Below are 21553 nucleotides of genomic sequence, written 5' to 3' on the forward strand. Positions count from 1 at the left end.
ACTGGGGTAGATATGACATCAGTCCTCGATGTGACCAATCGCGATCGCTTGATTGAAAGTGAAAGCTTAGCAGCCCGTACCTTACAAGAACGTTTGCGACTGGTGGAAGAGGTCTTGGTGGATGTCTTAACAGCAGAATCCGGTCAAGAATTAGTTGATCTATTGCGGCGCTTGGGTGCCCTTTCTTCACCCGAAGGCCATGCCCTCCATCCTCCAGAGGGAGAACTGTTGAAGGTCATTGAATCCCTCGAGCTAAATCAAGCAATTCGTGCTGCCCGTGCTTTTAACCTCTACTTTCAAATTATCAACATTGTTGAGCAGCACTACGAACAACAATACAATCGCGAACGGGCGGCGCAAGAGCGACGACGACCCCGCAGTGTCATGAGCGAACCCATTTCCGGTGTAAGTGGTGAAGGATTTCCCTTGTCCTATACGGCTGCTAATGCAACGGGTGTGCGCAGTGGTCTGAGTGAGCGCCTAGAGCATAGTCTCTATGAAGCCATTCCCGCCACCCAGCAGTATGGTTCTTTTGCGTGGCTCTTCCCTCGGCTGCACATGCTGAATGTGCCACCGCGCCATATTCAACAACTGCTGGATCAACTGGACATTAAGCTGGTTTTCACGGCGCACCCGACGGAGATTGTGCGGCAAACGATTCGCGATAAACAGCGCCGGGTTGCCCGCCTATTGGAGCAACTCGATGTGCTCGAGGGGGCTTCTCCTCACCTGACGGACTGGAACGCCCAAACCCTGCGGGCACAACTAATGGAAGAAATTCGCCTCTGGTGGCGCACCGATGAACTGCATCAATTTAAGCCCGAGGTGCTCGATGAGGTGGAATACACCCTTCACTACTTCAAAGAGGTGATTTTTGCTGTTATTCCCAAGCTCTATCGCCGCCTTGAGCAATCGCTGCATGAAACATTTCCTTACTTGCAGCCACCCCGTCACAATTTCTGTCGCTTTGGCTCTTGGGTGGGGGGCGATCGCGATGGCAATCCCTATGTCAAACCAGAAGTTACGTGGCAAACGGCCTGCTATCAGCGCAATTTAGTTCTAGAGGAGTACATTAAGTCCGTTGAGCGGTTAATCAACCTGCTGAGCTTGTCCCTGCACTGGTGCGATGTGCTCCCGGATTTGCTGGATTCCCTTGAGCAGGATCAACGGCAACTGCCCAGCATCTATGATCAGTATGCGGTGCGCTATCGGCAGGAACCCTATCGCCTCAAACTTACCTATGTGCTCAAACGACTGCAAAATACCCGCGATCGCAACCGGGCACTGCAAACCTACTGCATTCGCCGCAATGAGGCGGAAGAGCTAAACAATGGGCAGTTTTACCGCCATGGTCAGGAATTCTTGGCAGAACTTCTGCTCATTCAGCGGAACCTGAAAGAAACAGGACTCACCTGCCGTGAACTGGATGATTTGATTTGCCAAGTGGAGGTCTTTGGCTTTAATTTGGCTGCCCTCGATATTCGGCAGGAAAGCACCTGTCACGCTGAAGCTCTCAATGAAATTACCGCCTATTTGGGGATTCTCCCCTGTCCCTATACGGAACTCTCGGAAACCGAGCGCACGCGCTGGCTCCTCAGTGAACTTTCGACCCGTCGCCCCTTGATTCCGGGGGAACTCCCCTTTAGCGATCGCACCAATGAAATCATTGAAACATTCCGCATGGTGCGGCAACTGCAACAGGAATTTGGCACGGATCTGTGCAATACCTATATCATCAGCATGAGCCATGAGGTCAGTGATCTGTTGGAAGTGCTCCTGTTTGCCAAGGAGGCCGGGCTTTTTGATCCCGCCACAGGGACCAGTACCCTGCAGGCAATTCCCCTCTTTGAAACGGTGGAGGATCTCAAGCATGCCCCAGCGGTGCTGACGCAACTCTTTTCTCTGCCCTTTTGCCGCAGCTACTTGGGCAGCCACAGCACCCCCTTTCTCCAAGAGGTGATGTTGGGGTATTCCGATAGCAATAAGGATTCGGGCTTCCTGAGTAGCAACTGGGAAATTTATAAGGCACAACAACGGCTGCAAAAAATTGCCGAAAGTTTTGGCTTCCAACTGCGGATTTTTCACGGTCGAGGGGGGTCGGTAGGACGTGGCGGTGGCCCTGCCTACGAGGCAATTTTGGCGCAGCCAGAGCAAACGATTAAAGGACGCATCAAGATTACGGAACAGGGAGAGGTGCTGGCCTCTAAATACTCGTTGCCGGAATTGGCCCTCTTTAACTTAGAAACGGTGGCCACAGCGGTGATTCAAGCCAGTTTGCTGCGCAGTAGCATTGACGAAATTGAGCCTTGGCACGAGATTATGGAGGAACTGGCTACGCGATCGCGCCGGTGCTATCGCCATCTCATCTATGAGCAGCCAGAATTCATTGAATTCTTTAACGAAGTCACCCCAATCCAAGAAATTAGCCAACTGCAAATTAGCTCACGGCCAACGCGGCGGGAGGGCAAGAAAACCCTTGAGAGTCTGCGGGCAATTCCTTGGGTCTTTAGCTGGACGCAAACTCGCTTTCTGCTGCCGGCTTGGTACGGGGTGGGCACTGCTCTGAAGGAATTTCTTGAGGAAAAACCCGCTGAGCATCTATCTTTGTTGCGCTACTTCTACTACAAGTGGCCCTTCTTTCGCATGGTGATCTCCAAGGTTGAGATGACCCTCGCCAAGGTGGATCTGGAAATTGCTCGCTACTACGTCCAGGAACTCAGCCAACCCCAAAACCGTGAAGCCTTCTTTCGTCTTTATGACCAGATTGCTCAAGAATATCGCCTGACAACAGAGCTAGTACTTACAATTACCGGACATCAACGGCTATTGGACGGCGATCCAGCACTTCAGCGATCGGTGCAACTGCGCAACCGCACTATTGTTCCCTTGGGTTTCCTGCAGGTCTCTCTCCTGAAACGGCTGCGTCAGCACAACAGCCAAACCACCTCTGGCGCAATTCTCCGCTCCCGCTATGGTCGGGGTGAGTTGCTGCGGGGCGCCCTTTTAACCATCAACGGGATAGCAGCCGGCATGCGCAACACGGGCTAGGAATTCCTAGGCAAGGGGGTTCTTGCTTACTCCCCATGTATTCTGTAGGTCGGCCGGTATCCCCATCAATCACAAGGCTGCCCACATAGTCGGCATTGCTATAGACCTTGGCAATTTGCTCGCTGATGTGCCGCATATCCGCAGCAGAGACAACGCCATTGTCGGTGGCCTTGTAAAATTGCACGGTGACCCGAATGGGGAAGCGGGGATCCCGCTCGATGGGCAGACCGTCAATCTCGGTAAAGGGGCCTTCCACCTCGCCATGGCTAATCACCGCAGCCTCCACATTAGAGCGAGCGGCGGTGGACATCCCTTCCATCAATTTTGATTCTGGTACCGAGAAAATTGGCATTGGCAGGCGTGGCCGGGGTGCTTGCTTTAGGGGCACTTGAATGAGCATTACCATATTCATCCCTGCGGCTTCCGCTTGGGCGGAGGTCATTTCACCTTGGCCGCTGCTGACGCCAAAGTCGCGGGCACGCTGTCCCACGAGGCTCGCCCGTTCGCCGTTCTTGTTAAAAAACAGTCGCTGCCCCCATGTTTGCCCCGCTTCAAAGGCATCCCGCTGGTTGTCAATGACGGTGGCACTGGTGCCTTGGCGGGTGACGAGAATCGCCAACACCGCTGGATTTTTTGCGTAGCTCTGGTAGTTAAAAAGGACGGGGTTGAAGGTGGCCTGCCCTTGGGGCGGAATGGGTAGAAAACAGGCTTGGGCACTCACGAGGACATGGCTATCGCGATCGGCCAAAAGGGAGCGACGATTCCCTGCCCAGGATCGCGGGTTGTGGAGATAGTTGCGAAAGTTGCCGAGAAATTCCCTAAGGTTCACCCGTTGCAGGGGTTTCCCCTTTTCATTCCCCACAAGGATAAAGAAGCGCTCAAGGGGAATATCCGCTGTGCGATCCGTAAAGTTCGGAAAGCGAATTACCGGCATCAGACTCAGTTCATACCCCTTGGTGCGTGGGTTGTACTGCTGGATTTGAATGGTCATGTCACTGATATTGGGGCCTACGGCAGAATTGTGGTAACGGGCGGTGTCTTCCCATGTAATGTCAAGGATATTTAAGCCATACTGTTGAGCCAGTCGCTGTGCCTCCGGATTGTGGATCATACTGCGGGTGCGCTCAATCACTTGGCGATAGCGATCGTAGTCGGCCACAGAAACGCGCGATGGGGGTTCGGGTTTACGGGGTGGCATGGGAGTTGATTCAATCCCCCAAGTGGGTTGACCTTGGGCAGAGGACATAAAACTTTCTCCTAGGGAGAGCACCTTCCCCGCTAAAACGGTACCGAGAGCCAGTAAACCGATGAGGCCAAGGGAGAGCTGGAGGGGCACAGCCATAGAATCGTTCTGAATTCTACCCTCTAGCCTAGTCAAGGGGACTGCAAATCCGGCCACGGTTTCACTTTTTGCAACAGAGTTTTAGGATCAAAAAGCATCCTTACCCGCAAGTTGCCTGTGTTATCCGCTGCTGAAATTCGCGATCGCGCCACCCACCTCAAATCAACGCTGCCTCCCCATGTCCGCCTGATTGCTGTGAGCAAGTTTGTGCCGGCGGCTGCCATCCGTGCTGCCTACGAAGCGGGCCTTCGGGATTTTGGGGAAAGCCGCGTACAGGAAGCTGCCAAGAAACGGGCTGAATTGGCAGACCTGCCAGACATCACGTGGCATCTGATTGGCCACCTGCAAACGAATAAAGTACGGCAGGCGCTGCAACTTTTTGACTGGATTCACTCCGTTGATCGCTGGCAATTAGCGGAGCGCATAAACGCCGTTCTCAGGGAAACGGGTACCCCCAGTCCTCGCTGTCTGTTGCAAGTAAAACTTCGCCCCGATCCCCAAAAGTACGGCTGGGAAAAATCAGAACTCGAAGCTGCTCTGCCCCAACTGGATGCCCTCTCCCATCTGCGCTGCTATGGTCTGATGACGATTTTGCCCCTAGGGCTGTCCCCTAACGAACAATTGCAGGTGTTTCAAGAATTGCGAGCTTGGGGAGAAACCCTCAGTACCCAACCATGGCAACATCTCCGGTGGCAGGAGTATTCCATGGGCATGACCCAAGACTATCCCCTTGCGGTGCAGGCCGGAGCAACGATGGTACGCATTGGCACCGCTATTTTTGGCGATCGCTTGCCGCCATTTCCTTCAACTCAGCCGAATTCTCCAGAGGAGAGTAGGGTTACCCTTCGTTGAGCAGCGGCAATACCCTTGGGGCTGTCACCTGTGGGGGGCTAGGAGGCCGGCCGCTCCTGCTGGCGTTGCAGAACCTCACTGAGCGCTAGCCAATCCTCTAAGCTCAGGGCTTCGGCACGGCTATTGGCATCCCGCCCCAACTGGAGAAGCGCTTGGCGCACCTGCTGCGGTGGCACCAGAGACTGCAGGGCATTGGCAAGCATCTTGCGGCGGGTGGCAAAGCCCTGTTTAAGAAGAATTTCCAGCCACTGGGGCGATCGCACCCTTGGGAGTACGGCGCGGGGCCACAAACGGATAACTGCCGACTCCACCTTGGGGGGCGGCTGAAAGGCGCGGGGGGGTACCGCACACACCTTCTCGCAAGTGGCCAAAAATTGCACCCGTACCGAGAGGGCGCCGTAGGCTTTGCTACCGGGAGCCGCCATCAGGCGATCGCCAATCTCTTTTTGCACGAGTAGAATTAACCGCTCAAAGGGGGGGCGTCGCGGTTGGGCAATACTGCCGAGCAGATGCCCCAGCAATGGCCCTGTGATGTTGTAGGGGATATTGGCCACCACTTTGTTACATCCCAAGGGCGTTAAGTCCAGCCGCAGAATATCCCCCTCAATCAACTGAAACCGCTCACCCCTAAACTGCTGCCGCAGCCGTGGGCAGAGATCCCGATCCAGTTCGACGGCAACCACTTCAGCCCCGCTGGCGAGGAGGGGACGAGTGAGGGCGCCCCGACCCGGACCAATTTCAAGCACGCGATCGCTCGCCTGCAGCTCAGCCGCTGCAATGATTTGGGCTAAAACCGATTCACTGCGCAGCCAATGCTGGCCAAAGCGTTTGCGGGCACGACTCACCTAGCGCGGCCCCAAGCCCACCGTGGGCGCATACACCGCCTGATCTCCCAATTCCGCTTCAATGCGCAGCAGGCGATTGTACTTGGCCACCCGCTCACTGCGACAGAGGGAACCCGTCTTAATTTGACCTGCACGAGTCGCCACCGCCAGATCCGCAATCGTCGTATCCTCTGTTTCCCCAGAACGGTGGCTAATGACCGAGCGGTAGCCCTTGCGCGTGGCCAGATCAATGGTTTGCAGCGTTTCGGTTAAGGAACCAATCTGGTTCAGTTTAATCAAGATGGCATTGGCCACGCCATTGTCAATCCCCCGCCGCAAGCGCTTGGGATTGGTGACAAACAGGTCATCCCCCACCAGTTGAATGCGTCCGCCAAGGGTCTGCGTCAGGAGTGCCCAGTTCTCCCAGTCCTCCTCCTGCAATCCGTCCTCAATGGAGACAATGGGATAGTTGCTCACCAAGTTTTCGTAGTAGCGGATTAGCTCCGCAGCCGTGCGGCTGGTCTTCTCAAACACATATTTGCCATCTTCATAAAATTCATTGGCAGCCACATCGAGGGCAAGGGCAATATCGGTGCCGGGGGCGTAGCCGGCCGTTTCAATAGCCTGCAGCAGAATATCCAAGGCCGCTTGGTTAGAGTCCAAATTGGGAGCAAAGCCCCCTTCATCCCCCACGCCAGTCAGTAAGCCTTTGTCCGCCAGTACCTTACTCAAAGCTGCGAAGACTTCTGCCCCCCAGCGCAGCCCCTCCCGAAAACTGGGAGCACCAATGGGCATGATCATGAATTCCTGAAAGTCAATGTTGTTGGCTGCATGGGCGCCGCCATTAATGACATTCATCATCGGCACAGGGAGCACATTGGCTAGCGGCCCCCCCAAGTAGCGGTAGAGGGGTAAACCGAGATATTCGGCTGCCGCTTTGGCCGTCGCTAAGGAGACTGCAAGAATGGCATTGGCACCAAGGTTGGATTTGTTCTCACTGCCATCGAGTTCTAACAAACATTGGTCAATGAAGGCTTGATCAAGGGCATTGAGATCCACGAGGGCGCTGAGAATTGTTGTTTCAATGTTTTCAACCGCGGTGAGTACCCCCTTGCCACCGTAGCGCTTCGGATCGCCGTCCCGCAGTTCATGGGCTTCAAAACTTCCCGTTGAGGCACCACTGGGAACTTGGGCAAGTCCGACAATGCCGCAATCTAGTTCGACTTCTGCTTCAACGGTGGGACGCCCCCGCGAGTCGAGAATTTCGCGGGCACGAATCGTTGCGATCGCCGTATCCATCTTGTGTATCCTCAATATGCAGCTTGATTGTACGATAGATACCTTGCCAAACATCAAGAGTTTGAGGTTAACGGAAGGGGGAGCCACAACCTGTTCAAGACCTGTTTTTGACAAAGCTTGCTGGAGTGGACAGGGGGGTAGGCGGCTTAGGGAGGGCAGCCAACTCTTGGCGGCTAAGGGGACGAACGGCGCGCGGGGCAAGATTACCTAGGTGAATCGGGCCAATCGCAATCCGGTGTAGGGAAAGGACGGGGTACCCAAGTTGTGCAGCCACACGGCGAATTTGGCGGTTGCGGCCTTCATGCAGAATGATTTCCAAGAGGGAGCGATCGCCCTCACTGCGCAGGAGCTTAACCACTGCGGGTAACGTCACCCTCCCCTCCAAGAGAACCCCCTCTCGCCACTGTTGGAGCACCCTTGCTGGCGGCTGTCCCTGTACCCAGACGCGGTAGGTTTTCGGGATGTGATGGCGGGGATGACTGAGATAGTAGGTGAACGCCCCATCGTTTGTGAGCAGTAGGGCACCACTGGAGTCGGCATCGAGGCGACCCACAGGGTGAAGCCCCCCTACCCCTCGATAGGCAGGAGGTAATAAATCCAGAACGGTAGGGCGACCTTGGGGATCGTGACAGGTACAGAGAACCCCCTTGGGTTTATGGAGGAGCAGATAGAGCCGTTGGGGAGGGCGGGGTGGGTTCAGGAGCTGTCCTCTGTATTCAATGCGATCGCGCATTGGATCGACTTTGTCCCCCAACTGTGCCCGCTGACCGTTCACAAGGATCTGACCCCTGCGGATCAGTATTTCGGCGTGGCGGCGTGAGGCCACTCCCCAATGGGCAAGGACTTTTTGGAGCCGCTCCGTGGTCATAGGCACCTCTGGAGTTCGGCGGCACTCCCGCAGCTTCTCGTTCTAACTTCTTTTTTGCCTAAGGGCGGCCTAGGAGTTGTCATTCTTTAGCAAACTTGATACAAAAGAATTGTCCAATTCTTGCCCAATCATCAATCATCTGACGTGAGGAGTTTTATGAAATCTCTTTACAAGCTTGCTGCCCTAGGCTTAATTTTAGTTGGTTTCTCCACAACACTGGTTGCCTGCGGGGGGGGCGGAGGTAACACCGAGAATCCAGCACCAACAGAATCGCCGGCAGAATCACCGACTCCCCAAACACCGGGACAGTAATTCCTTTTAGCTTCTACTGAGATTGTCTATTTTAAGCTATTTTAAGGGATCAAGTGGGGGATGACTTTGAGAGTCATCCTCTTTCTCTTTCAAAACAACTCTCAGGTGGGAGAGTATTCTATTGCAGGGAGCTTTCCAACTGGTACTGTTCCCAAAGGGATTGATAGAGTCCTTCTGCTGTCAGCAGTTCGTTGTGAGTTCCCTGCTCAACAATCTGCCCCTTGTCCATGACGAGAATGCGATCGCAGGTGGCTGCTGCGGAAAGTTGATGGGAGATAAAGAGAATCGTGCGAGGTCGCTGTTGTTGCCGCAGGGCTTGCAGGATGTGGCTCGCCGTTTGGTTATCCACACTGGCAAGGGCGTCATCTAAAACTAAGATCGGTGCATCCACCAGTAGGGCACGGGCTAAAGCCGTGCGTTGTCGCTGTCCGCCAGAGAGGGTAATCCCCCGCTCGCCCACCAAGGTTTCGTACTGCTGGGGAAAGTTGAGAATTTCGTTGTGAATCTGGGCTTGGCTAGCGGCAGCAATGACCTTTAACTCCGTAGCATCGGGTTCGCCGTAGCGAATGTTGTCTTTGATCGTGGTACTAAAGAGAAAGCTTTCTTGGGGCACGTAGGCGATCGCCCCCCGCAGATCGGCAAGGCGCAGCCGCGTAATGTCAATGCCATCCAAGAAAATCTGATTAGGGGCAATCTCCAATAGTCGAGGCAGCGCACTGGCCAAGGTGGATTTGCCACAGCCAATGGGACCCACGATCGCCACCATTTCGCCGGGGTGAATTTCAAAACTGAGGTGGTCGAGGGCGGGGGTGGAGCAATTGGGATAGGTAAAGGTCAAGTCTTGACAACGCAGGTGTCCCTGAACGCGATCGCGGGGGAGAGCCAGGGCATCGGGAGCATCAATGATACGGGGTTCGACACTTAAAATCGCCTCAATGCGGTCAACGCTGACCTCTCCCTGCTGGTAGGCGGTAATCGTAAATCCCAACAATGCCGTCGGGAAAATCAGCCGCTCAATATACAGCAACAGGGCAATGAAATCGCCCACCTGAATTGTGTGTGCAGCAATCATCCGACTGCCAAACCAGAGGAGAATCAGCAAACTCAAGCTGACCATGCCTCCTAGGAGGGGAAAGAGAATGCTGCGGGTTTTGGCCAAGACCAGATTGTTCCTGAGCAGCTCTTGGTTCAATTGGTCAAATTGGCGCTTTTCATTGGTTTCTTGCCCATAAATTTTAATGAGTGCAATGCCGCTCATGTCCTCTTGGATGAGTTCACTCAGCTCGGCAAGGCTTTGTTGCACATCCAGTTGCTCTGCCCGCAGGCGATCGCTAAAGGTTTGGACAATAAAGAGAACCGCCGGATAGACGGCGATCGCCCCCAAGCTCAACCCCGGATGAATTGCCAGCATGACCGGCAGCGTCATCCCGTAGGCAAACACTGTGTTCGCTGCACTCAAAAGGGCAAAGCCCACCAGACGGCGAATATTATCCACATCACTGGTGGCACGGCTAATCAAATCCCCAGGGGTATTCTCCGCAAAGTAACTGGGTTCAAGTCGCAACAGATGCTCAAAGAGCCGTTGCTTGAGGTCAAATTCCACCAGTCGTCCGGCGCCAAAGATCCACAGGCGCGAAGCCATGCGAATCAGCCACATCAAAGAGGCGAGGCCGATCAGCAGCAGGGCATAGAACACCAGCCGTCGAAAGTCAAACTTAGCCTGCAATTCATCAACGGCAGTGCCAATCAGCAGCGGCAGATAGGTTCCGAGGAGGTTGACAATGAAAAGCGCCGCAATGCCCCCCCAAATCTTTAGCTGATGAGGACGCAGATAGGCCAGCAGGCGACGCAAACGGCCAGAGCGGCCAGTTTTAGGAAGAGTAACCATATCCTCAACCTAACAGATATTGCCCCCCTAGGGGGTAGCACTTTCGAGAAACTGGTTGAGGTCTTCCACTAAACGATTTAGCTCTGCCTCGGCGGTTAAGCGAATGCGGTCATCGCGCACCGTCAAGAGAACTTTAGCGGCATAGGGATTTGGCCAAATATTGGGATTACAAAAGACTTCAAGAAAGACTTCGCCGAGGTGCTGATATTCCATGGCGGCTTGGGGGGCAGGGGGTTACCGCTGACTTTGGCATGGGCGATCGCCCGCATGAATCTCTTGCCGTAGCGCCTCTGCCGCTTCTGGGGAACAGCAAAAACTCACCGAGGCTTCTACATAAATTCGCCCGCCCCCGTTACTCGCTCATCGGCTCTGGCTAAATACACCGTCGTCATTATAGAAGGCATCTGATCAATCATCCCCTTGGGGAAGATCTGCGCTGTGCTCCACCAGATATGTATAGCGCAGTAGTTCAAAACTCTGTTCACCGTAGCGATCGCTAATGTGCTCACAGCAGCACTGAACGGCAAACTCATCCAGTTCTTCCGGTAGGACGCCGTACAAGTCCTCAAAAACCTCCGGCGTCACGCGACAAAAGCGGGGGCGAGTCTCATAGATACGACAACGGCGGCTGAGGGGTTCAAAGTGAATACACCAGCCATCGGCACCAATGAGGGATTGGTAGAGGGCAAATTCCTCTGCATTGAGAATGCTCGGCACCTCGGAGCGATCGCTCAACTCAAGGTAACAACAAGCACCACACCCCTGCATACACTGCCATTTTTTCATGCTTTTAAGATCATGCAATGGTTTCTGCAGGCATTGATGCCTCGACGGACACTTCCTCTAGCCAAATTTGATCACTGCGGGGATCAACACGACTGACCCGCACCAGCACACATTCTCCCAAGTTGGCTTGCCGTTGAAAGCGCATGGCCAGCTCGATTCCCAAATCTTCTAGAAGGATCAACCCCAGCCCCTCCTCAGGCCGCAACCAACGCAGCAAAATTCCCCGCCACACTTCCTCACGATGCCGCCGCAGGTACTCCAAACACCAATAGCGGTTGGTTTGCCGCTCCACTAAAGAAGATTCCTGAACCGAGGAGAGCAGCCCCAAGAGAGTTTCATTGAGTTGTTCGGATGTTAGGGGCGGCGGTTCCCCGCGCAGGTGGGCTTTAATCTGACGGTGTGCCAATAGATCTGTGTAGCGGCGAATCGGGGAGGTCACTTGGCAGTAGGCATCAAGGCCAAGGCTGGCATGGGGACTCGGTTGAGTAGTCATCTCACTGCGGGGCATACAGCGGCGAATGGCACAGTCACGAACAATGCCAGCAGGCAGTTGCAGCAATTCCTCCTCTGGGGGCAGTTCCGGTGGGGATTGACTGCGAAAGGGCAGTGGGATTCCCTCACGGGCACCAAAATGGGCGGCCACTTCGCCGGCCAGAATCATCATTTCCGCCACGAGTTGGCGGGCAGGGGAGTCATGGAGGGGTGAAATTTCCACCTTTTCACCGCTGACCTTAATGTTAGGTTCAGGCAGACTAATGCGAATAGCGCCCCGTTGCTGTCGCCACTCACTCCGCCGCAGTCCCCATTGGGCGATCGCCAGCAACTCCGCTTCGCCGCTGACCCCCTGCTCCAAAATCATGTCCACATCGTCATAGCTGAGGCGATAGGTGGGGCGAATCCAACTGGGGCAAATTTCGTAGTCCAAGACCTCGCCGCTGTCGGCTAAGAGAATACCAAAGCTGAGGGCACAACAGGTTTGCCCTGCCACCAAGCTCATCGGACCTGTGGCCAGCTCCGTGGGAAACATGGGAATCATTCCCGTCGGCAGATAGACGGTTGTGGCGCGGCGGCGAGCCTCCTGATCTAAGACGTCATCCACCATCACCCAGCGGCTGGGATCGGCAATGTGAATCCACAGCTTTTGGCGATCGCCCACGATTTCGAGGCTAAGGCCATCGTCAATTTCTTGGGTACTCTCGTCGTCAATCGTATAGACCTTGAGATGGGTAAGATCGCGCCGCAAGGGAGCGTCAATGTCGGTCGGGGGTGAGGTGAGGCGTTCTTGAGCCACAGCAAGTACCTTGGCGGGAAATTCAACGTCAATTTGACTACGGCGCAGAAATAGATTTTCGTGCTCTGACCAGAGGCCCAGATCCACCAGCAGTTGAAAGGCTCCCAAGGGTTGGGTAGGTCGCTTCAATTCACTGAGCAGGTCAATGGCCGCCTGGTGTTGGGCACTGGGTTCAATGGCTATAGCATAGCGTTCTAACTGCTCAAGGCGCTTGCGATCGCTGGCTGACCATGCCACCGTTTCCCCCTTGAGCGCTTGGGTCAAATGTTCACGGAAGCTCACTTCCTCCGCCAAGCGTTGGGCTTCCCGCTCGCTTTGATGTTTGAGTTCGGCCACCTGGGCAGCCGGTCGAGGCTCGTAGGTTTCTCCCTTGAGCTTGAAATAGAAGCGATCTTCACTCAGAAGATAGTGGGCAGCGTAGCAGGCCACCGCCGATCGCTCCGCAAAAAGCAGCTCCGCGAGATCTGCTGGGGTAATGGCGCGGTTTTCCTCACGGAGAATTTCCCATGCCACCTCTAAGCTGTCGGGGTCTAGGAGCGGCTGCACTTGTTGCCAAAAGGCGGGGATCTCCTGGGGACGAAACCGCTCCTCGGGTACCGTAAAGGTCAGTTGGCGCGGATGAACGGTGTGGGCTTGCAAATGTTGATCAATGGCAATCCAATGCTTTTTACCTTCGGGGCGATCAATAACCGCCAAGCGACGCTGGTTATTAACCCGAAATTCAATGAGGGTGCCTTTCTCCACGGCTGCCGTGCTGTACCATAATCCGATAATTATAAAGTTTATTGCCTCTTACCGAGCAGCAGGGGATAACCACAGTAGCGCTCCAACAGGACAATGGCGACAATGTCATCAATGGGACGAGGGGGGAGGCGCAAACCCTTGGGAATCAGCCGCTGCCAACCTTGGGGCGGAAAGAATTGCCAATAGCGATCGCGCGCCTCTAGGGTGCTATTGCGCTCATCCACAGCAATAACCTCTACTGCTAAAACCTCTTGAAGTTGGCGCTGCCATTGCCGTGAGGTGGTTTGATTGCCCACAATCACCTGTTCAAATGGATAAACTGCATGCCACTCTTGGACACGGGCGATCGCGCGATCGCCGGCCACCACTTCATAACACACCACTTCTTGACCGCGGGCAAGGGCTAAACCACACTTGTCCCGCCCCGGATCGAATCCCAACAAATACCTAGTGCGACCCATTTCCGTCATTTGCTAGAGTGGAGAAGTTATCAAACTGGGAGCGATCGCCCTGTGAGCCTACCCGCTGCGACCATCCGTCGTCTGTTGAATGTACCGCAAGTTTCTACCGTTTGGCTGGGTGGCGGACGCAGTCTCGACAGGATTAACGACACGGTCTTTGGCGCCGCTTGGCTCGATCCCCAAGATCAGGCGATACGCAGCATGGAGCTAAGTCAACTGCCACCCACTCCAGAACAACTGACGCGGCTGTTGGTGCAGGCAATTGAACACCCCCATCATCTTGCCTGTGAACCCTGCCGTCCCCACACGATTATCGTTGATGACCGCGAGCTGCAATTTTTCCTGCGTGGCGTCGTTGCCCCCCTCGACATTCAGGTGGAGTATCAAGCCCAGATTCCCCTCCTTGACGAATTTTTTGAATTCATCACTGCCAAGGCAACAGACGAGGCCGAGGATGTAGAGCTACTCCCTCGAGAATACATTCCTCTCTACAAGCAAAAGGTCAAAGAATTGGCGCAACTGGACATCTGGCAGTGTCTAGACAGTGTTATCCCCCTTAAGCTCCACTGTGAGGCTTGGGACTCCCCCACCCTCTTTGCAGTACTGGTTAACCCCCAAGGAACCAACCATGACTTTGGTCTGATGCTCTACCGCGGCGAAGAGGCTCTGCGCAACTTTTGGCAGCAGATTGATCAAGAGTATCCCTATATTGACGAAGACGACGATGAACACCTAGAAGAAACCGTTCTGCGCAATAATTGTCTTTTCTTGAATTTTACTCAAGTAAATGCAGAGGATTTGGACAGCGATCTATTTTTTTTCCTCAACGGGAAACTTTACGCCATTGACCCCGGCGCTATCCATCCTTTAGAGGGGATGCGCCCCTTCTATGCCCCCGAAGAAGCGGAAATGGTCTATGTGGCGATCGAGGCTCTGATCAAATTCTGGAAGAAGACAAAAAAGCAGTTCGCAAAGGGAGAGTACCCTGAACTTAATTTAAGGCTTAAGATTCCTTCGCCCTGCCATTTTGCCCTTAGCTATCAGGTGCAAGTGGCAACGGTGCCACAGATAAGGTCAACCATTGATGATAATACTGAGGAGAGCGACTTAAAATTCCGCATCCCCATTGATACGGAAGCTATTCCCGAGGAAGCCTATCTCCTCTTTAAGTTGTTTGCCCCTGAAGAGCTACAGGAATTACCAGCAGTCGTCTCCTACTATCAACGGGGGGAGATTCCAGAGGGATTTCAAGGTTATCCCGTGTTGACGATTCAAACTAAAAAAACAGCAGCGGAGGTACTTGCCGCCAAAATTGCTGAGGAGGGCGGCATTCACCATCTAACCGTCTTTCCCCTCTCGGGAGCTGAGCAAGTAGTCATGCTCCTTGCCCAAACCAATGCCAATCATCTGTGGCTTTTAGATACCTTTGACCCCGAAAGTGGCTTACTGCTCCTTGACTGGATCAAGGAGGTCAATGCACTTGAAGGCGCCTGTGGTCTTGCTGTGGCCTATGGCATAACGGGCAAAACGCGGATGCAGCCGACCCTCAAGCAAATTGTGGGACTCTTTGAAACGTCCCTTATCTTTAGTTTTGTGGACACCCAACGTCCGCCAACCCCTCAGCCTATTGAGATTGCCAAACGCTAGGCAACTGTGCATTCTTTACGGATTCTACTGCTTCAGGCACGGGGAGGAATTGGCCGAATCTATTCGCTTTAGCGACTTGGCTGCCGAGCAATTTACAGTGGTGAATGCTCCGCTTATGACGCTTTGCGCGCAACAGCCCGTCCCGCTCCCCACGCTAATCAGTTGACCCGCCGCTTTGTTGAAGTAGTGCTGGGCCACTCCGCCAATCGTGTTTGAATCTCTGCCAGTTGCTCCTCTAGGGTGGTGGTTTGCAGCCAATAGATCCCTGCTTCTGCTCGAAACCAGGTGCGCTGCCGTTTGGCAAACTGTTGGGTGTGCTGCACGGTGAGGGCAATGGCTTCTGCGAGCGTGACTTCCCCCCGCAGGTATTGGCGCATTTCCCGATAGCCAAGGGTATCTAAAAGGGGGAGGTCATCCCCATACTGGGCTTGTAGCTGACGAATTTCCTCTAGCCAGCCCATGGCTAGCATCTGGTGGGTGCGCTCCTCAATTCGTGCCCGCTGCTGTTGGCGATCGCCCCCCGTTAGGGCAAAGTACCAAATGGGATAGGAAGGCGGTTTGCGCTGCTGCTGCTGGCTCAGGGGCACCCCCGTCACGTAATAGACTTCCAAAGCGCGCAGGGTACGCACTTGATCGTGGGCATGGATGCGTTGCGCCGCCACGGGATCCACCTGCTGGAGCCACTGATAGCATTCCCGCTGACCCAGGGCCATCAACTGTGCCCGCAACTGCGGCTGGGGGGGGACTTGGGGAATGGTCAGCCCTTGGGTAATACTGCGGATATACAATCCCGTGCCTCCCACCAAGAGGGGCGTGATGCCTTGGGCATGGTAATGGGCAATGAGGGCTTGGGCTTTGGCTTGGTAAAGAGCTAGAGTGAGAGTATCGCGGGGGTCACAAATATCAATCAGGTGGTGCTGCACTTGGCGCTGCTGCTCTGGGGTGGGCTTGGCGGTGCCAATGTCAAAGCCGCGATAGACTTGGCGGGAGTCGGCACTCAAAATCACGCTCTTCAACTGCTGGGCAAGGGCGATCGCCAGTGCCGTTTTGCCTGTGGCCGTTGCCCCTCCGATTACTATTAACCCTACATCCCCCACTCAAATACAGCCTGAAAATTTCCTAGAATCGCCTATAACCCTTATGTGTTAAAATTTAGGTCAGATTTGACATTTGGGCAAGCAAAAACGCATTTGCCTCGATTCTATAGCAGTTAGGGAGTTGCCATGACCGCCGAGTATTCCTCTGCCCAGTTGCGGGTGCTCAAAGGCCTTGAACCCGTGCGGACACGACCGGGGATGTACATCGGCAGCACTGGCCCTAAAGGACTCCACCACTTGGTCTATGAAGTCGTGGACAACTCCGTTGATGAAGCCTTGGCAGGATACTGCTCCACCATTCTAGTTCAGATCAATGCCGATGGCTCTGTGACTGTCACCGATAATGGCCGCGGCATTCCTACGGATATTCACCCCGATACAGGAGTTTCGGGGGTTGAGACGGTAATGACGGTGCTCCATGCGGGGGGTAAATTTGGCGATGGCGGCTACAAAGTCTCAGGGGGGTTGCACGGAGTGGGAGTCTCTGTGGTCAACGCCCTTTCTGAGTGGCTAGAGGTGACGGTATGGCGCAATGGTTTTGCCCACTATCAGCGCTATGAGCGGGGGGTGCCTGTCACACCGCTGGAAAAAAGACCCGATCGCGAGGAACGGCGCGGCACGTCAGTGACCTTCTTTCCCGATCGCCAGATTTTTACAGAAACAATTGAATTTGATGCCAAAGTGCTGATGACTCGGCTGCGGGAACTGGCCTATCTCAATGCTGGGATTCACATTAACTTTCAGGATTTGCGCGTCACCCCTCCTCTGAGGGAAACCTTCTGCTACGAAGGCGGCATTCGCGAATATGTCCGCTATATGGTGCAGGAAAAGGAGCCTCTCCACCCAGAGATTATCTACATTCAGGGGGAAAAAAACGAGGTGCAAGTGGAAGTGGCTCTACAGTGGTGTGCCGATGCCTACAGTGAAAACCTCCTCGGCTTTGCCAACAATATCCGCACCATTGATGGCGGCACCCACATGGAGGGGCTAAAGGCGGTGCTGACACGGACGCTCAATGCCCTTGGCCGCAAGCGGAACAAACTGAAGGAAAACGATCCCAACCTTGCGGGAGAAAATATTCGGGAGGGGCTGACGGCGATTATCTCCGTGAAGGTGCCCAACCCGGAATTTGAAGGACAAACAAAGACAAAACTGGGCAACACAGAAGTACGCGGCATTGTGGATGCCGTTGTGGGTGAAGCCCTAACCGAATACCTCGACTTTCACCCAACGGTTACCGACGCCATTTTGGAAAAAGCCATCCAAGCTTTTAATGCGGCGGAAGCAGCACGACGGGCACGGGAAATGGTACGGCGCAAGTCGGTGCTAGAGTCTTCAACGCTGCCCGGCAAATTGGCCGATTGTAGCTCGCGGGATCCGGCAGAATCGGAGATTTTCATTGTGGAGGGGGATTCTGCAGGGGGGAGTGCCAAACAGGGGCGCGATCGCCGCTTTCAAGCAATTTTGCCGTTGCGGGGGAAAATCCTCAACATTGAGAAAACCGACGACGCCAAAATCTATAAAAATAATGAGGTGCAGTCCTTAATTACCGCCTTGGGTTTAGGCGTAAAGGGGGAGGAGTTTGACCCTGCCAAGCTGCGTTACCACAAGGTCATTCTCATGACGGACGCGGACGTGGATGGTTCCCACATTCGCACCTTGTTACTCACCTTTTTTTATCGCTATCAGCAGGAATTAATCAACCAAGGCTTTGTCTATATTGCCTGCCCCCCTCTATACAAAGTGGAACGCGGGCGACAGCACTTCTATTGCTATAGCGATCGCGAGTTACAACAGCAAATTGCGTCGTTCCCCGAAAATGCCAACTACACCATTCAACGCTTTAAGGGCTTAGGGGAAATGATGCCGGAGCAGTTGTGGGAAACCACCATGAACCCAGAGACGCGTATTCTCAAACGGGTGGAAATCGAAGATGCGGCTGAGGCCGATCGCATTTTCACAATCCTCATGGGCGATCGCGTAGCACCGCGCCGCGAATTCATCGAGACCTACGGCCCACAGTTGGCACTAGAAAACCTGGATATCTAAAGCCAGACCCTAGAGGAGATGTGCTATAGTAACTCTAGTTTGGCTGCGACGTTGGTGACTGCCAATATTGTTTTGTGATCTACAACTGCAAAACATTTGGGAATCAACACTGTGGGCGGCAGTAAACTGGTCTTGGAGCCAGAAACTTCTAAGTCTGCAGTTAGGATTCCCCCCTAGTCTTTACTAGGTCATAAACTGAGGTAAAACGGCGTCGCGGTCGAACTTTTCCTAACCATGAACTATCGTTACATTCTCCTATACAAGCCCTATCGGGTACTGTGTCAGTTTCAAGATCAAGAAGGGCGAGCCACCCTCAAAGATTATGTCCCTATTCCCGATGTTTATCCCGCTGGCCGCCTAGACTATGACAGTGAAGGTCTGGTGCTTCTTACGGATGATGGCCGGTTACAGCACCGCTTGACAGATCCCCGCTATGGCCATCCACGTACCTACTGGGTTCAGGTGGAAGGGGAACCCACGCCAGCAGCCCTGCAACAACTGACGGAAGGAGTAGTCATTCAAGGCTACCGCACGCGGCCGGCAATTGCTGAGATTCTCAATCCAGAGCCGTCCTTACCGCCGCGAAATCCCCCAATTCGTTACCGCCGTCATATTCCTACCCAGTGGCTCAGCTTGACCCTGCGGGAAGGCCGTAATCGTCAAGTTCGGCGCATGACAGCAGCGGTAGGATTCCCCACACTGCGCTTGGTACGGGTGGCGATCGCCAACTTGCAACTGGGTGACCTCGCCCCCGGCCAGTGGCGGGAACTCTCTCCCCAAGAGCGGCAAATGCTTTGGCAGCTGTGTGGTTGACGGTCACCAAGCCCTGCCTAAGGGTACGGCCTTTTTGTAAACTGGCTTCCTGACTCTTGATTTGTCGGTCAAGATTTTGTTCTATAATCAAAAATTATAAGGATTGATAATCAAGTTTTTGGAAAAACTAAAATGCTGGAATGGATTCTCAGATCAAACTTGAAGATTCAAATCAAGAATGCTTCAGATTGGATCATTTATAATGATATTTTTGTAGATGGGGAGTATGATCCGGCAATTTATCCACTAATGCTAAATCTGAGCGAACATAATCAGCTCCAAGTATTGGATATAGGCGCTAATGTTGGATTTTTTACAATTAGGGTCTTTGATCTTTTAATACGAAACGGATTTACTCCTGATCAAGTTTTTATTAATCTCTTTGAAGCAAGTCCAAGGATTTGTCAAGATCTGAGTGAAAGATTGATAGATATTAATAATCTGGGTAACTTTATACAAATTCACAATGGTTTAGTTGGACAGCGAGAAGGATCCGCTAAATTTAGCGAATTAGAATTTACTGGCATGAGCGGCATCTATACGGGATCAGAAAATGCAAACACCCAAGAAATTAATTTTATTGATGTTGAAAATATTCTCGACGGTGACACAAGAATTTCCCTTCTAAAGTGTGATATTGAAGGTTCAGAGTTAATGTTTCTAGAAAACTATCCATCGTTAATGAAACGTGTTGATAGTGCTGTATTTGAGCTTCATCCAAATTATTGCGATATTAGCAAATGCATGGATTTGATACGTGAATCCGGTTTATTTAACTATGAAATTTTACGTGAACTAAGCTATTTATCAGTAATTTATTTCTGGCGATAAGATTAAGTAATTGAACAGTTTCTACATCTTACTATTTTTACCCAATCAACAACTTTCAACCCATTGAATTCTGCATAGGCCAGCAATTAGACAATGTTCTTTGAGATAAATCGCCTACTCAAATCTCCTTTCTGCTCCATTCTCTTTTCAAATTCTTCCTTCTAAGTACCTCGGCTTAGGCCGTGCTAGACTTAAGTTATATTTCTTAACTTTAGTGCTTCTGTCAACTTCTCCTATGGGACAGCCGTTTTTTAGTAAAGTTGGTCGTCCGTGGCTAATTGGGGGAGCGATCGCCATCGGTGTGGGAAGCTTTGTACTGAGTCTCAACCACTGGCAGCAACAACAACGCGCCAATGAGGAGCGAGCGATTCAAGCTGCTTTAGCCAAGCCAGTGAGCGATCGCATTACGGCTTTGGGTCGCTTGGAACCCGAAGGGGAAGTGGTGACCGTCAGTGCTCCCTCAATGACCGAGCGGTTGGGGCAGCTCCTAGTGCGCGAGGGCGATCGCGTGGTTGCTGGTCAACCCCTTGCCTATTTAGACACTTATCCAGAGCGCAAAGCAGAGCGAGACTTAGCAGCAACTCAATTGCAGGAAGCCCGCCTACGCTATGACGCTGAAACTCGCCTAGCCCTTGCTCAAATTAGTGAAGCAGAGCGCCGGCGCGATCGCGCCAATGAACCCGCCATTGCGGCTATTCAAGCTCAACAGGCCACAATTCAGCGCATCCAAGCGGAACTGGAGATCGCCAATCGCGAGTATCAGCGGTTTGCCCAACTCTTTGCCGATGGGGTAATTTCTCAACAGGATTTAGATGACCGGATCGTTCGCGTGCGGAGCTTACAGGAGGAATTGCGCAACGCCCAAGCCAACCTCGTTCGTTTGCAGGAGGAGCGCCGCACAGAACTCGCCACTGCAAATGCTCAAGTGGACGCTGCCCAAGCAAATCTTGGACGAGTGCAAGCCCAAGTGCAACTCCTTTCAGCAGAACGCAATCTGCAACTAGCGGAAGCCCGTCTGGAGCGCACTATCATTCGCGCTCCCCGCAATGGTCGCGTGCTGCGGATTCACACTAAAGCAGGGGAGACCATCAATGAACGGGGCATTCTCGAACTCGGCAATACCGACCAAATGTATGCCGTTGCTGAAGTGTATGAGACCGATGTGCCCCGTGTCCATGTGGGTCAGCGGGCTGAAATTCGCAGCAGTGTCCTGAGTACACCGCTTACCGGGCGCGTTACGCGCGTGGGACTCCTAGTCGCCAAAAACGATGTCACCGATACCGACCCTGCCGCTAAAACCGATGCGCGGGTTGTGGAGGTCAGAATTCGCCTAGATAACAGCGAGCCAGTGGCGGGTCTGACCAATATGCAGGTGGAAGTGGCGATTGATCCCCGCTGAGG

General features: G+C 53.4%; 17 protein-coding genes and 1 other RNA gene. 8 read left to right on the forward strand and 10 right to left on the reverse strand.

All coding sequences use genetic code 11. The features are described 5' to 3' along the window. Positions 1-12 precede the first annotated feature (12 nt). Positions 13-3048 carry a phosphoenolpyruvate carboxylase gene (ppc, locus tag Q0711_RS05740; protein WP_298615521.1) on the forward strand — a complete coding sequence of 1012 codons (3036 nt, stop codon included), beginning with the start codon at positions 13-15 and terminating at the stop codon, positions 3046-3048. Here ppc and Q0711_RS05745 read toward each other — a convergent pair. Beyond that, positions 3011-4390, reverse strand: coding sequence for a hypothetical protein (locus Q0711_RS05745; RefSeq protein ID WP_298615518.1), 1380 nt, complete (start codon positions 4388-4390; stop codon positions 3011-3013). The two genes, ppc and Q0711_RS05745, sit on opposite strands and share 38 nt — an antisense overlap. A 117-nt stretch (positions 4391-4507) precedes the next feature. Between Q0711_RS05745 and Q0711_RS05750 the strand changes: the two genes are divergently transcribed. Beyond that, positions 4508-5242 carry a YggS family pyridoxal phosphate-dependent enzyme gene (locus Q0711_RS05750; protein ID WP_298615515.1) on the forward strand — a complete coding sequence of 245 codons (735 nt, stop codon included), beginning with the start codon at positions 4508-4510 and terminating at the stop codon, positions 5240-5242. A 38-nt stretch (positions 5243-5280) separates the two neighbouring features. Here Q0711_RS05750 and rsmA read toward each other — a convergent pair whose 3' ends face one another. The 8 genes from rsmA to Q0711_RS05790 all read right to left on the reverse strand — a co-directional run bounded on the left by rsmA (position 5281) and on the right by Q0711_RS05790 (position 13724). Next, positions 5281-6087 carry a 16S rRNA (adenine(1518)-N(6)/adenine(1519)-N(6))-dimethyltransferase RsmA gene (rsmA, locus tag Q0711_RS05755; RefSeq protein WP_298615513.1) on the reverse strand — a complete coding sequence of 269 codons (807 nt, stop codon included), beginning with the start codon at positions 6085-6087 and terminating at the stop codon, positions 5281-5283. Continuing rightward, the gene (eno, locus tag Q0711_RS05760) at positions 6088-7365 is read right to left on the reverse strand and encodes a phosphopyruvate hydratase (RefSeq protein WP_298615510.1); all 1278 of its coding nucleotides are present in this window, start codon (positions 7363-7365) and stop codon (positions 6088-6090) included. It lies immediately after the preceding gene. A gap of 94 nt (positions 7366-7459) precedes the next feature. Beyond that, complete coding sequence (locus Q0711_RS05765; protein WP_298615508.1) at positions 7460-8233, reverse strand: pseudouridine synthase; 774 nt, start codon at positions 8231-8233, stop codon at positions 7460-7462. A 430-nt stretch (positions 8234-8663) separates the two neighbouring features. Next, positions 8664-10433, reverse strand: coding sequence for an ABC transporter ATP-binding protein (locus tag Q0711_RS05770; protein WP_298615506.1), 1770 nt, complete (start codon positions 10431-10433; stop codon positions 8664-8666). A 27-nt stretch (positions 10434-10460) separates the two neighbouring features. Continuing rightward, the gene (locus Q0711_RS11675; RefSeq protein ID WP_366142445.1) at positions 10461-10646 is read right to left on the reverse strand and encodes a hypothetical protein; all 186 of its coding nucleotides are present in this window, start codon (positions 10644-10646) and stop codon (positions 10461-10463) included. Positions 10647-10841: 195 nt separating this feature from the next. Continuing rightward, positions 10842-11219 carry a YkgJ family cysteine cluster protein gene (locus tag Q0711_RS05780; RefSeq protein ID WP_299041928.1) on the reverse strand — a complete coding sequence of 126 codons (378 nt, stop codon included), beginning with the start codon at positions 11217-11219 and terminating at the stop codon, positions 10842-10844. Between the two features lie 10 nt (positions 11220-11229). After that, positions 11230-13254, reverse strand: a complete 2025-nt coding sequence (locus tag Q0711_RS05785; protein ID WP_298615501.1) for a ribonuclease R family protein — start codon at positions 13252-13254, stop codon at positions 11230-11232. Positions 13255-13292: 38 nt separating this feature from the next. Continuing rightward, entirely contained in the window at positions 13293-13724 is a 432-nt protein-coding gene (locus Q0711_RS05790) for a pre-16S rRNA-processing nuclease YqgF (protein WP_298615499.1), read from the reverse strand. Between the two features lie 42 nt (positions 13725-13766). Between Q0711_RS05790 and Q0711_RS05795 the strand changes: the two genes are divergently transcribed. Next, complete coding sequence (locus tag Q0711_RS05795) at positions 13767-15362, forward strand: hypothetical protein (protein ID WP_298615496.1); 1596 nt, start codon at positions 13767-13769, stop codon at positions 15360-15362. 158 nt (positions 15363-15520) lie between these two features. Here the strand turns inward: Q0711_RS05795 and miaA are convergent, their stop codons facing one another. Continuing rightward, entirely contained in the window at positions 15521-16459 is a 939-nt protein-coding gene (gene miaA / locus Q0711_RS05800) for a tRNA (adenosine(37)-N6)-dimethylallyltransferase MiaA (RefSeq protein ID WP_299041930.1), read from the reverse strand. Positions 16460-16585: 126 nt separating this feature from the next. On the opposite strand from miaA, the gene gyrB reads away from it, so the two are divergent. The 5 genes from gyrB to Q0711_RS05825 all read left to right on the forward strand — a co-directional run bounded on the left by gyrB (position 16586) and on the right by Q0711_RS05825 (position 21551). Continuing rightward, complete coding sequence (gene gyrB, locus Q0711_RS05805; RefSeq protein WP_298975869.1) at positions 16586-18508, forward strand: DNA topoisomerase (ATP-hydrolyzing) subunit B; 1923 nt, start codon at positions 16586-16588, stop codon at positions 18506-18508. A 37-nt stretch (positions 18509-18545) separates the two neighbouring features. After that, positions 18546-18732, forward strand: a non-coding RNA gene (gene ssrS, locus Q0711_RS05810) — 6S RNA. A gap of 10 nt (positions 18733-18742) precedes the next feature. Next, positions 18743-19321, forward strand: a complete 579-nt coding sequence (locus Q0711_RS05815; protein WP_298613909.1) for a pseudouridine synthase — start codon at positions 18743-18745, stop codon at positions 19319-19321. 132 nt (positions 19322-19453) lie between these two features. Then, entirely contained in the window at positions 19454-20152 is a 699-nt protein-coding gene (locus tag Q0711_RS05820) for an FkbM family methyltransferase (RefSeq protein ID WP_299041932.1), read from the forward strand. Positions 20153-20387: 235 nt separating this feature from the next. Then, entirely contained in the window at positions 20388-21551 is a 1164-nt protein-coding gene (locus tag Q0711_RS05825; RefSeq protein ID WP_298613913.1) for an ABC exporter membrane fusion protein, read from the forward strand. Positions 21552-21553 lie beyond the last annotated feature (2 nt).

Source organism: uncultured Thermosynechococcus sp. (assembly GCF_937958135.1).
Taxonomy (GTDB): domain Bacteria; phylum Cyanobacteriota; class Cyanobacteriia; order Thermosynechococcales; family Thermosynechococcaceae; genus Thermosynechococcus.